Origin of the sequence: Cobetia crustatorum (assembly GCF_000591415.1) — a bacterium.
In the GTDB taxonomy this organism is placed as follows: domain Bacteria; phylum Pseudomonadota; class Gammaproteobacteria; order Pseudomonadales; family Halomonadaceae; genus Cobetia; species Cobetia crustatorum.
Window position 1 is genome coordinate 26,611 of sequence record NZ_JEMF01000011.1, and the last position, 13,149, is coordinate 39,759.

At 55.0% G+C, this 13,149-nt stretch carries 9 protein-coding genes; 4 read left to right on the forward strand and 5 right to left on the reverse strand.

All coding sequences use genetic code 11. The features are described from left to right. Positions 1–47: 47 nt before the first annotated feature. On the reverse strand, positions 48–527 hold the full coding sequence (locus BF12_RS18335; protein WP_084487933.1) for a MarR family winged helix-turn-helix transcriptional regulator: 480 nt from the start codon (positions 525–527) through the stop codon (positions 48–50). 349 nt (positions 528–876) lie between these two features. On the opposite strand from BF12_RS18335, the gene BF12_RS0102390 reads away from it, so the two are divergent. The 4 genes from BF12_RS0102390 to BF12_RS0102405 all read left to right on the forward strand — a co-directional run bounded on the left by BF12_RS0102390 (position 877) and on the right by BF12_RS0102405 (position 8,153). Further along, positions 877–3,156: a xanthine dehydrogenase family protein molybdopterin-binding subunit gene (locus tag BF12_RS0102390; RefSeq protein WP_024950873.1), complete on the forward strand. Its 2,280-nt coding sequence runs from the start codon at positions 877–879 to the stop codon at positions 3,154–3,156. A gap of 542 nt (positions 3,157–3,698) precedes the next feature. Beyond that, complete coding sequence (locus BF12_RS0102395; RefSeq protein WP_024950874.1) at positions 3,699–5,459, forward strand: purine-cytosine permease family protein; 1,761 nt, start codon at positions 3,699–3,701, stop codon at positions 5,457–5,459. Positions 5,460–5,606: 147 nt separating this feature from the next. Next, positions 5,607–7,082 (forward strand): mannitol dehydrogenase family protein, encoded by a 1,476-nt coding sequence (locus BF12_RS0102400; RefSeq protein WP_024950875.1) that lies wholly within the window; start codon positions 5,607–5,609, stop codon positions 7,080–7,082. Between the two features lie 306 nt (positions 7,083–7,388). Next, positions 7,389–8,153, forward strand: coding sequence for an SDR family NAD(P)-dependent oxidoreductase (locus BF12_RS0102405; RefSeq protein ID WP_024950876.1), 765 nt, complete (start codon positions 7,389–7,391; stop codon positions 8,151–8,153). A gap of 86 nt (positions 8,154–8,239) precedes the next feature. Here the strand turns inward: BF12_RS0102405 and BF12_RS0102410 are convergent, their stop codons facing one another. From BF12_RS0102410 to BF12_RS0102425, 4 genes are all read right to left on the reverse strand, one after another. Continuing rightward, positions 8,240–8,827, reverse strand: coding sequence for a GNAT family N-acetyltransferase (locus tag BF12_RS0102410; RefSeq protein ID WP_035158725.1), 588 nt, complete (start codon positions 8,825–8,827; stop codon positions 8,240–8,242). A gap of 235 nt (positions 8,828–9,062) precedes the next feature. Continuing rightward, positions 9,063–9,341: a PAAR domain-containing protein gene (locus BF12_RS0102415; RefSeq protein WP_024950878.1), complete on the reverse strand. Its 279-nt coding sequence runs from the start codon at positions 9,339–9,341 to the stop codon at positions 9,063–9,065. Between the two features lie 147 nt (positions 9,342–9,488). Next, a complete protein-coding gene (locus BF12_RS0102420) occupies positions 9,489–10,445 on the reverse strand; it encodes a DUF6708 domain-containing protein (protein WP_156941112.1) in 957 nt (318 codons plus the stop codon). 2 nt (positions 10,446–10,447) lie between these two features. After that, entirely contained in the window at positions 10,448–13,105 is a 2,658-nt protein-coding gene (locus BF12_RS0102425) for a T6SS effector BTH_I2691 family protein (RefSeq protein ID WP_282705479.1), read from the reverse strand. Positions 13,106–13,149: the final 44 nt, after the last annotated feature.

Sequence of the window (13,149 nt, forward strand, 5' to 3'; positions counted from 1 at the left end):
GAGCTCTCACTAGACTGAGCACCGAACACGACGCCGATGACTCATGACTAGGGTCTGTTCATCTTCTCAAGCAGATGCAGCAACGCGATGCGCTCAGCAGAATTGAGCTTGCTCATGGTCTGATCAGTAATCTGGTGCGCCACCGGAATCATGCTCTCGACCAATGCTTCGCCGGCTTCGGTAATCGCCACCATGACCTTGCGTTGATCAGCGGGATCCGTCGCCAGTGTCACCCACTCGCGCGCCTTGAGACGCTTGATGACTCCGCGAATAGTGGCAGGATCAATATCGGTCGCCTTGACGATATCCGTCAGTGAACTGGCCCCTCGCTCCATCACGGTACACAGCGTCACGAACTGAATAGCCGTCAATTGCGAATCACTGCAGTGACGCTGAAAGATGGCCGTATGACGTTGATACGCCTTGCGCAGCAAATGGCCAACCTGCTCGGAAAAATCATAGCCCTGCTCTGCTGGAGTCGGATGCTCCGTGCCGGGCATCGTCTTGTCCTGTCTGTCGATCGTCATAATGCATCCTTGAAATATACGGCCCCGACTAGTGGCAGGTATCCCGTCTGGCAATGACTCAAGAAGGAGATCATACCAATATAATGAGGTGTACACCTTAACAACACGGTGTGACCAGTGTGCGACAACCACATCATCAACAGCTTGAAAGATTGACTATAAAAGAAAGTATCTGGATATTAATCTCAAGTCATCTGGCAGATTGATCCTCGATATTCATCATGTATACACCATGAATCATGACCTCGGCACCTGAAAGAAGGGACTGGCATGACGAGTAGCGGTCAGCGACTGATGCAAGACATTGACAGGCCATCACCTCATATCCAACCACCAACAGGGACTCGACATGACTCGCCCATCAGTGCCAGACCGCCATGCACTCCTCACCAGCACTGATGTACTGGTGGTCTACCGTGACCCTGTCATTCCCCCCAGGCCTGCCCCTGGCCAGCCCGGCACACATTCCGATTTCGTTCCTCTCGAGCCGGAACTCTTCATTGCGATACTCGAGGATGGTTACGTCATGGCCTTCAATGGTCATGTCGATCTGGGTACCGGCATTCGCACCTCACTTGCCCAGATCGTGGCCGAAGAGCTGGAAGTCCCCTACGCACAGGTCAGCATGGTGCTGGGCCATCCTTTTGAGGTACCCAACCAGGGGCCGACCATTGCCAGCGCCACCATTCAGATCACGGCTGCCCCCCTTCGGCGCGCGGCGGCCCAGGCTCGAGAATATCTGCTGGATCTGGCCGCGAAACGCCTTGGCGTATCTCGCACGACGTTGCGCTGCTCCGGCGGTCGAGTGCAGTCAATACAGCCCTCGCAGGCGCCACACGCCAGCACTCACGGTATCGCGTATGGCGAGCTGCTCAAAGGACATCGACATGCCCTCAAGCTTGAGGAGCAGGTCACTCTCAAGCCAGTGAGCGACTATCGAATTGTCGGCAAGCCGACACCACGCGTCGACATCCCCGAAAAAGCCATGGGCCAACTGACCTTCGTTCACGACATGCGACTGCCAGACATGTTGCACGGAGCTGTCGTTCGCCCTCCTTATATAGGACATGATCGCGGTGACTTCATCGGCCACAGCCTGATGGATGTCGATACTCAATCCGTGATGGGCATGCCGGGGCTGGTAGATATCGTGGTCATCGGTGACTTCGTGGGTGTAGTCGCGGAGCGCGAAGAGCAAGCGGCTGCCATCGCGAACAAGCTCAAGACAGAATGGCGACACTGCGAGGACCTTCCAGTGCTGGATGACATCGCGCAAGCATTGCGCGCACTGCCCGCCAAGCACCGCCCTTTGCTGAAAGAGGGGAATGTCGAAGACACGCTGAACACTGCCAGCCACTCACTGCAGCGTACCTATCTATGGCCTTATCACTTGCATGCCTCCATCGGCCCTTCCTGCTCACTGGCCAACTATCGTGATGGCCAGCTGACGCTATGGTCAGGCACTCAGAATCCTCATAGCTTGAGAGCGGACCTCGCTCGGTTGTTGGCGCTGGATGAAGGGAAGATCACGATCACTCGCATGGAGGCCTCTGGCTGCTACGGTCGCAATTGTGCTGATGATGTCGGGGCGGATGCTGCCCTGCTCTCACGTGCGGTGGGCCGCCCGGTCCGCGTCCAGCTGACACGCGCGCAGGAACATGCCTGGGAACCCAAGGGGGCCGCTCAGCTCATGACGGTCGCGGGAGCGATCGATGCAGACGGTATCCCTATCGCCTATCGCTTCAATTCACGCTATCCCTCGAATAACTCACCGACCCTGGCACTCCTGCTGACCGGCGCCACCACGCCCAGCGACCTGCCCTTCGAGATGGGCGATCGAACATCCGTACCGCCCTACCACTATCCACAACGCGACATCAGCTGCGATGACGTGCCCACTCTGGTGCGCGCCTCCTGGTTACGCGGCGTCTCGGCCATGCCCAATACCTTTGCCCACGAGAGCTTCATCGATGAGCTGGCATATCTCGCCAAGCAGGACCCGGTTGCCTATCGACTCAACGCACTCACGGACTCGCGTGCGATCGAACTCTCCATGCGTGTGGCGACACGCGCAGGCTGGGAAACACGCGTTGCGCACTCTGTCCCTGCCGGAAGTGTCGATGACGATGGCTGGCTGACAGGACGAGGATTCGCCTACGCCCAGTATGTGCACAGCAAATTCCCGGGCTTTGGTGCGGCACTCGCCGCATGGGTCGTCGAGCTCAAGGTACATCCAGAGAGCGGCCGCATCGTCATCACTCGACTGACTGTCGGGCAAGATGCAGGACTGATGATCAACCCTGACGGTGTCCGCCACCAGGTGCATGGCAATGTCATCCAGACGCTTAGCCGGGCCCTCAAGGAACGCGTCAGCTTTGAACATGGCCTGCCGACCAGCCGTGAATGGGGCAGCTATCCCATACTGCGCTTCTCCGAGATCCCCGACATCGATGTCATGCTGCTGGATCGACCGGACCAACCACCTCTGGGCGTCGGAGAATCCACCTCACTGCCCGGCGCTCCCGCCATTGCCAATGCGTTGTTTGATGCGACAGGCATACGCTTCTTGCAGCCTCCGTTCACTCCTGAAGCCGTGAGAGAGACGCTGAAAGAAAGATTGAACACATAATAGCCTGATGCTTTTACCTACCTCTCCCCGGCAGAAAGCAATGCTCCCCCGCCCACCTGTCACGTGAATCAGCATCGTTGCGAAATGATCCTTGAGGACAGCCGCGGATGACTGTGCGATCACTGGGGCCAGTACGCATCCGCGCATTTTGCAACGGCATTACTCTTGTCGTTTCTCTTGGCATTGGCCCCTCTTCATACGTAAAAAATGACCGAATACGTGCCAATGACCAGATGTGAGGGATTTTTTCTTTGCTGAATCGTGTCATTGATTCATATTGGCTTTCGCTATAAGCCCCGTATCATGGGAGATACAGCGGCTTCGACATGCCATGAAAGCGCGATATTCTGGCGACATAGCCCAAAGTTCTAGCACGAGAGCTTTGCGTTTTCAGGACCATTCGCCGATCATTTGCACCGCCACTGAGTAATTTGATCGTTTGGTTGACGACTTATCCTCGTCATTGCTGGTTTGAACGCCATCGCACTTACGTGACGCCTCAGGTAGGAGCAGCAAGATAAGCCGTAAAAAAGGAGCCAAACATGGCCAGTACTGCGCCAGACCTGGATCGGCAAATCGCCCAGATGGACGATGAACTACTGCCGGTACCACGTCACAAACTGCATCGGTGGCCGCACTTCGCCGGTCTTTACGCCGCCGAGCATGTCGCCGCTACCGAGTTCGTCATCGGTGCAACCTTCGTTGCGCTCGGTGCCGGAATATGGGACATCCTGTTCGGCCTGCTGATCGGTAATGCCCTGGCCGTTCTCAGCTTCTGGTTGATCACGACGCCGATCGCCATCGAAACGCGTCTCAGCCTCTTCACCTATCTACACCGCATCGCCGGTGATTCGATGTCGCGCCTCTATAACTGGGCCAACGTCATCATCTTCACCGCCATCTCGGCGGCGATGATCACTGTTTCAGCAACGGCAGTGCGACTTCTGTTCGATATTCCCGCACAGACTCAGGCGTATCCGACCAGCTTTGAGTTCATTCTGCTTGCGTTGTCCGTTGCCGCCATCGTGGTACTTGTCGCGGTTTATGGCTTCAATGCGCTAACAGAATTCGCCAGCATCTGTGCCCCGTGGTTGATGCTGATGTTCACCATTGGCGGCCTAGTGCTATTGCCAGAACTCGCTGAGTCCGTGACCGGCAACACCAGCCTGACCAGTTTCTCGAATTTCATTGATGTCGCAGGCAGCACCGTCTTCACGGGTATCAATTCCGATGGTGAAGCCGGCATCGGCATCTGGGAAGTCATTGGTTTCGCTTGGGCTGCCAATACCTTCTCTCATTTCGGCCTGATCGACATGGCGCTGCTGCGCTATGCCAAGCGCATGCGCTCTGGCCTTGCAACAGGCACTGGCATGATGTTCGGCCACTACGTTGCCTGGATTTCTGCTGGCCTGATGGGCGCTGCGACTGCTGCCGTTGCGGGTATCAGCATCGAAGTGCTGGAACCGGGTGAGGTTGCTCTGCACGCCCTTGGCGCTGCCGGCTTCGTGATCGTGGTTGTCGCTGGTTGGACCACCGCCAACGCCAATCTCTATCGCGCAGGTCTTGCCGCTCAGTCCGCGATGCCCAACCTGTCGCGCAACAAGGCAACATTGGCCGTCGGTATCTGCGTGGCCGTGCTCAGCTGCTTCCCGTTCGTCTATCGCAGTATGTTGCCGCTGCTGACCTATGCTGGCCTCGTACTGGTCCCGGTCGGCGGTATCATCTTTGCCGAGCACCATCTGTTCCCAAAACTCGGCTTCAGCCGTTACTGGGCACGCTACAAGGGCCTCAAGCACAACGTACCGGCACTGGCGACCTGGGGTCTTTCGCTGATCTTCGGCTTCAGTCTGGAGACGCTGGATCTGATTCCATTTTATTACTTGTTCCTGCCGACCTGGTTCGTGTCTATCGCCCTCTACACCGTGATGGCCAGGAAAGCAGGTGCTGCGGCGTCCTATCCGGAAGCTGAAGCCGCAGAGCAGGATTTCCAGCAGCGCGTAGAAGCACTGCACGCCAAACAGGCAGACACGACGAACTATGCGCCGATCAAGGACACCTCCGGCTTGACCAAGGTCATCAAGGCCATCTGGATGGTATTGGGGCTCGCAGTTCCTCTTGTCCTGGCGCTTCGCGTGCTGCTCGGTAGCCCGGACATGGCGACCTACGAGGCAAATCGTCAGATGTTCTATGACGTGACGATCTGGTGCACGGTGATCTACTTTGCATTCGCCTACTGGGAGCTTCAGCGCAGCAAGGCGCTATTCAACAATCAGGCTCCCAAGCAAGCTTCTACTGCTAGCTGAGTCGGCAGGCGCCGAGAGGCTTCCTGCCAAGCCAACGGCGAAGGCAGTCCTGAATCGAAGGACTACCTTCGCCGCTGGCCGTTAATACCGACGACTTCTTTACCTCTTTTGACCCGACCGCGATACGCGGCAGGAGACCTCCCCCCCATGACTCGTCTCTCCAATGCCAGTCTGACTCAGCTGGACGCCAAGGTAGCCACCCCGACCTATGATCGTGCTGCGGTCAGCGCGGGCATCGTCCACTTCGGCGTGGGCGGCTTCCATCGTGCACACCAGGCCATGTACCTCGACGAGTTGATGAACCAGGGCAAGGCACTGGACTGGGGCATCGTCGGTGTCGGCGTGATGCCGGGCGATCGCCGCATGCAGGAAGCCCTGTCCTCTCAGGACCACCTCTACACCGTCGTGCTCAAGCACCCGGACGGCAACTACGAGCCGCGCGTGGTGGGCTCCATCATCGATTATCGCTTTGCACCGGATTCCCCGGATGCCGTGATCGAGCTGATGGCCGACCCGGCGATCCGCATCGTCTCGCTGACCGTCACCGAAGGAGGCTACAACTTCCACCCGGTGACCGGCGAATTCAATCTCGAGAACGCCGACGTCCAGCACGACCTGGCTAATCCGGGCGCTGCCAAGACCAGCTTCGGCCTGATCACCGAGGCCCTGGCACGTCGTCGCGAACGCGGCGTCGCCCCCTTCACCGTGATGTCCTGTGACAACATCGAGGGCAACGGCAACGTCGCTCACAAGATGTTCACCGCCTACGCGCGTGCACGCGATGCCGAACTGGCCGCCTGGATCGAAGCGGAAGTGCCCTTCCCCAACTCCATGGTCGACCGCATCACGCCGGTGACCACCCCGGATGACATCGAAGAGCTGTCCTCACGCTTCGGCGTGGAAGACGCCTGGCCGGTGGTCTGCGAGCCCTTCACCCAGTGGGTGCTGGAAGACCACTTCGCCAATGGCCGCCCGGCCTTCGAAGACGCCGGCGTGCAGCCGGTGGAAGACGTCGAACCTTATGAACTGATGAAACTTCGTCTACTGAATGCCGGCCACCAGGCGCTGTGCTACTTCGGCTATCTGGCCGGCTATCGCTACGCCCACGAAGCCTGCAACGACCCGCTGATCGTCGACTTCCTGCTCGGCTACATGAACGAGGAAGCTCGCCCGACGCTGGCCCAGCTGCCGGGTATCGATCTCGATGCGCATTGCCGCACCCTGATCGAACGCTTCGCCAATCCGGAAGTGAAAGACACCCTCGCCCGTCTGTGCGCCGAGACGTCTGATCGCATTCCGAAGTTCCTGATTCCCGTTGCCCATGCACAGCTGGAGAATGGGGGTGAATTGCGCCGTACCGCGGCTGTCGTGGCCAGCTGGGCACGTTACGCCGAAGGCGTGGATGAGCAAGGCGAAACCATCGACGTGGTCGATCCGCTCAAGGAAGAGTTGATGGAGCGTGCCAGCCGTCAACATGATGAGCCAACCGCCTTCATCGACAACCGTGAACTCTTCGGAGACCTGGTCGACCAACCGCGCTTCCGCGATGCCTATCTCAAGGCCCTGAAGAGTCTGCACGACAATGGCGCTCGCGCCACGCTGGAAATGCTGGTCGCTTCCTGAAATCGCTGATACCTGATGATTGACGAAGTTCAGGATATCGCGCGAGTTTGACAGCGGCAGAACGTAAAAAAGCGAGACAGGCTCAGGCCTGTCTCGCTTTTTTATTACTATCCCGCTTGCGACTCATGACAACGACTTTAGCCAACTACTCATGAACACACGTCTCAGGTAGCCTTGATTTAGCCTTATCTAACTTACCTTGGGCTTCATGAGTCTGCGCGGATCACACGAAAGACAATGAGCCACAGGATTACGACCACACACGGAAGGCACTAGCTTCACGTGCCATGGAGCAGGAGTCTCAGCATGAGTGTATTGACCACCTTCACGCTATACGGCAAGACAGCCATCGTGACCGGTGCCAGTCGAGGTATCGGTGCCGCCATGGCTATTGGGCTGGCAGAGGCCGGTGCCGATATCATCGGTGTCAGTGCCAGCATGTCGGAGCGTGGCGGCGAGGTAGGTGAACGAATTCGAGCACTAGGCCGCACGTTCACCGGCATCGCCTGTGACTTTTCAGACCGCACAGCCATTCATCGCTTGGCTGAGCAACTAAGCACTACACAGATCGATATTCTGATCAACAATGCCGGTACCATCGAACGTGCTCCGGCCGTCGAGCACTCCGATGAACTGTGGGACCGCGTAATCGACATCAACCTGTCCTCCCAGTTCATACTGACGCGAGAAATCGGCAAACAGATGGTGACTCGCGGCAACGGCAAGATCATCTTTACCGCCTCACTACTCTCCTTCCAGGGTGGCATCACCGTACCGGGCTACGCGGCCAGTAAAGGCGGCATTGCTCAGCTCACCAAAGCCTTCGCCAATGAATGGGCAGCCAAGGGCGTCAACGTCAATGCTATCGCTCCCGGCTATATCGCGACCGACAACACTGATGGCCTGCGCCGAGACGCGGAACGCTCACGCGATATTCTCGCGCGCATCCCTGCCGGACGCTGGGGAGCAGCAGCAGACTTCAAAGGCCCTGTCGTCTTTCTGGCATCAGCCGCCTCAGACTATATGCATGGCACTATCATGACCGTCGATGGTGGCTGGATGGCACGCTGATCATCAGCATCGCCCAGAGAGACAACCAAACAGCGTACTTCCGCACTCCTCTCTAGTTCACTGGACGGCAGAATACGAGCAGCGTCTTAGCTCGTTTGCTCAAGCCGCTCTATCAGATTGGCTTTCACCATCGGCCATTCACTAGCAATGATGGAATACACTGCGGTATCACGCACGGTGCCGTTGGCCATGATCCTATCGGATCTCAACACACCATCCAGCTTTGCGCCCACGCGCTCAATGGCACGACGACTCTGCTGATTCAAGATATGCGTGCGGAACTCGACACAGACACACCCAAGCTGCTCAAACGCATGCCGTAGCAACAACAGCTTGCACTCAGTATTCATTGGCGAGCGCTGTACCGCTTTACGATACCAGGTAGAGCCGATCTCCAGACGCCGATGTTCCTGACTGACATTCATGTAGGTCGTCATACCCACCGCTATGCCCGTCGCGACATCCAAGATTGCGAATGGCAACATCGTCTCCAGTGCTAATCGGCGCTCGACCTCCTCCGCCATCCCGGCACTGTCCGGAATACTGGTATACCAGAGACGATGCAATTGCCCATCGGCAGTGGCCTCCACCAGACCATCATGATGATCGTGAGATAGCGGCACCAACGCGACATACTGCCCTTCGATGGAAAACGCCTCTGGCCAGGTGATCATGACTGACTCCTCAATACAGGTCCCATGGGCAAGGGCGCACAGGGGAGATGTCTCAGTACACCACTCTGTCATCCCAAGGGAGGACAACTTCTGGCGACAACCTCAGACAGTACTTCACTTCTCGTGATGTGACCTCGAGTCTTCGTTGGGGCGTACAACGAAAAATCCCGCAGCCTTTGCCTTTGCTGCAGGATTTTTGAGAGAACATAAGGCTACTGGGCATGAGCCGTGCTCATTACCCCAAACCGTGCTTGCCACTCGCTGCTGAGATCAACGTCGCACCGCATGAGGTATGGCAACCATGAAATGCGACAGGCTTGCCATTCAGACTGATCGTCGGATGCCCCTCGATAATCTTGCACTTGCTGTGGCCATCCTTGGGGCACACCACAGTATCGCCCACGACGGCAATTGGCTTGCCTTCCAACAGATAGTTGGGCTGGGCAGACACCACTTTACCGCCATGAGTCGTGCTATCACCTAGTACGATAACGCCATCGCCTGCACTGAACATGGATAACACCCTTATAGAACGAACAAAAGATAGTCAAGAATCGTTGAGTCAATACTCCTCAACCGCAGATTCTGAAAGCAACACCTGACCTTCCCTGTGGGGTATTACACTCAAAGTCTGCGACCGTGGTACATAACATGGTGGAGATCACCGCTTTGGGAAAATATCTTCACCACACTCGTCAATCACATTTTGCGGCCACTGTGGTAGGCGACAATAGCGACAGAAGAAGTAGTGGCCCACGACTTGTACACTAAATGGAATCAGAAACACCGTGCGTACTATTGAATAGATTACATGGAACTTCTTACCCTCCGAAGCTTCGGACCTGGGCTGAAATCGATGTGCAGCTTCGGAGAGACTTGGCTTCAAATCAAGTGACCCAGCGATAGGTTCTACCGAGTCGGATCCCTCTTCCATAAAACGGCGTACATATTCAAACCTGGCGGAAAGATCCTTGATCATCGCTTGGCGAGTATTATCGCTATTCGAAATCATATAGTGATAGTCATCAAATGAAAAGCTATCCTTGACGCTACCATCTTCATTGAAAAGATAGCCTTTGAGCTCATAATAGTAGCCTTCGATACTGCCAGCCGAGTAGGCAAGACAGAATGTACACTCCTCCCAGCGACAGGTTTTTGGCTGGAAGTCGACATCACTAACAAAGTGGACATTATTTGAGTCGGTGTTGAAGATTGTGTACTGAAGCCCTTGAGTCTTCAGCTCGCTTTTCGCAGCAAAGAACAGAGGATAGGAAAATAAAAAACCAAGAAGAGCCAAGAATGTTAAAAGAAAAATTTCCGCGATACCAACTGGAACATCAGAAAACCAAGGCATTATTAATGCCATGTACAAAAAAATACTCATAAGTACAGAACCACCTAACATTCCCCAAGAAAAATACAACCCTCTTTCACGGAACCAAGACTCTGCTAATATGAGACAGTCTTTTCGTTTAGCACACATAAAACTTGGTGGTTTTATCTCAGCCGATTTTTTCCTGACATCCAGTATATGTTTTTTAGAAAATGATGAACAACTAAGTCGATTGTTACTTAAAAGACCCACTGCTTCAAGTATCTTTTGCTGGGCTTTATTCATGATCAGTTCTCCAATACCTTCTGTAGCTCTTTGTCACTTACCTTGACACTGGGCCAACGATCTTCGCTGCCATAAAAGCAGTGCTTTAGCCAATTCTGAGCGTCACTATCTTTAATAGCCTCTATTAGCAGCGTTACTCCCAAAGCGATCATAAATATCAATCCCGCCCAGCCCGTAAGAAATCTGACAAATATCGACATAAATCCAAGCAGTGTATTTACACCAGCTGACAGGCCATATAATGCTACTAAGACCAAGTTACCTTTATGATAGTTTTCGATAGTATTTTGAAAATCATAATACGCAAATCCCCAAGCTGCGCCTGCGCCAAAGAAACGTCCAGCCCGACCAAACTTTACGGCCCGGGCCAAGGCATTATCCTGCTTGGCGACACTGATGGCGTTAACGGCTATCGCTCGCTCTATGCCTGTCTCGACAGTACTCAATACACCACCGATCAGCCCTGAACTACTCGCATAGAAACGTCCTGCGGCTTCCTCATCTGCAAATACATTCGCTTTTTGCATCGAGTCTCGCGCGAATAACATCGAGGCCGTACTGAATAGCAACCCAACGGCCGCTATCCGAGTATCAGCATTGACGAAAGCCTGAAACTTCGGCAACGCGGTCTCGCGAATATTGTTCGCTGTAAGAATGATTGGACGATCGGAGCGTAACAATCTGGCCTCTGCCGCTCGGCCTGAACCACTGCCATCGGCTGTCTGACGGAGTGCAGTATCATCGAGCAAGATGATATGGGGAATGCGAATCGTTGGCTCGGCCTCCCCCGTCTTCAACCAAGCCTGCATGACACGACGCATCTGGTTGGCACTCGGTCGTTTGTTGCGCGGTATCTGTTGACGCATCTGCGCGGCCAACCAATCGAGGTGCTGTCCGGGCGTGCCAGCCAGGGGCCGCTTTAACATCAGTCGCCCGGTAGCCAACATCGATGAGGCGACGTAAACATTCATCGCTGCCGAGTCGAGTTGGCGAGAAAGAAATTTGGCAACCGGCGCGCCGGTTTGGTAGAGCAAATGAGAGAAAACATTCTTGGCGGCATCCTCAGAGGCTTCCGGATTGAACATATGCTTTCGACTGGCCGCCCAAGCACTATTCATCTTGTCCAGTGCCATTTGAGCATTGCTTTTCGTAATCAGTGTCCCCGTCAGATCGCTCACGACATCCGCATGTGTCTGCTGATTCCAAACCAGACTACGCATGAGTATATTAGAAGTGTCATCCAAATCAGGTTGTTCCATCCATTCCTGGATGACGCTCTCGCATTCCGCGCGGTCGGCGGCATCTTGGAGACACTCGATAAAGTGATGGACGTAATGCACGCCAGAATCTAGATCGTCGGTCCGATAGTCGCATTCAAAGCAGCGTTTCAACGCGTCCGACCCAAGCCATATCGCATGATCTTCCGAAATCGGCGTGTGCACTTTGTCCTGATCATTTTTTAATACCTTGGAGACGGTCTCCTTGAAGTCCTGCTCAATTTCCTCGTCTGACATCCGCAAATATTCGCTATCATCTTCATAGACATCAAACCAGACGTCATTACGCGTTTCCTTCCAAGCACGCTGACTTCGAGCTCGAATCGTATCCGAACTGAGATATTGGCGTTGATGCGCTGCCTTAGTCTCCTCCAGTAGCGCTTCCATATCCGAAATGGTCTTGAGGTCCGCTTCCGAAGCCGTACCGTTATCCACTCTTTGTCTCGCTTCACGAAGCCGATTTTCCGGTACGTTCAGCATCATCGACTCGTTCGCGGCAATACCACTTCGGTAGACAGATTCTGTTGTCACTTCGACAGTATGCTTGAGCGCCTGAATTCCCTCCCAGGAGGAACTCCGCCAGCTGAAGCGCTGCAGCGACGCGGATACCGCCTGAATCTGCTCGGCATTGAGCTCGACGGTGATCCCCCGTGGATCGTGAGTCGCAAAGAGAATGGATCGCCCCTGTGATGTTCTCTCAGCCGTACCGATCAAATCGTCGGCTTCGAAGGCACGCCAGTGATAGGGATAGACGGATTCGAAGGTAGCGGTATTTTGCGGATCATCCTTGTCAGCCACGGTACTGCTGAAGCTCTGTTCCGTGTTATGGCGATACTCACTCACCCAATCGGCCACTGTCGAAAGTGGTGCGGTATGAGGCTGACTCGTTGCCGGGGAGATACAAAGAGAAGGATCAAGAAACTGCATACGCTGGGAGGGGTTCTGTGCAATCTGATCCCGCACCGTGTTATCCCAGTCAGTATCTGAAAATGCCAACCATGCCTGTGTCACCTTCTCCGGCTGGCTGATCGTGACACAACGGGCCATCTGCCAATCGCTGGAACTTCGACAAGCCACAGCTTTCTCTATACCAGGTGCTGCTAGACCATCGATTGGAAGAGGAATGAAATTGCTGTCACTGGTGACACGATACTTGCGCCATTTGACACCGTCTGCATCGCCATTCGGAAAGTGCAGATAAAAGTAGCCGAATCGCATGCACCGCAGAATATAGTTGGCTTTCTGCATCGACTTGTCGAGGACGCCATCACCGAAGTTTCCTCCACTTGTTATCGGCACGAGTCCATCAATACCGTGAGCGTGGCTCTCGGCAATTGCCGCGTAACGTACCGGGAGTATGACCAGCCTGGGGATTTCTGGCACATCTGACAATCGCTGCAGCCTCCTGTATCGGTAGAGGCATCGTT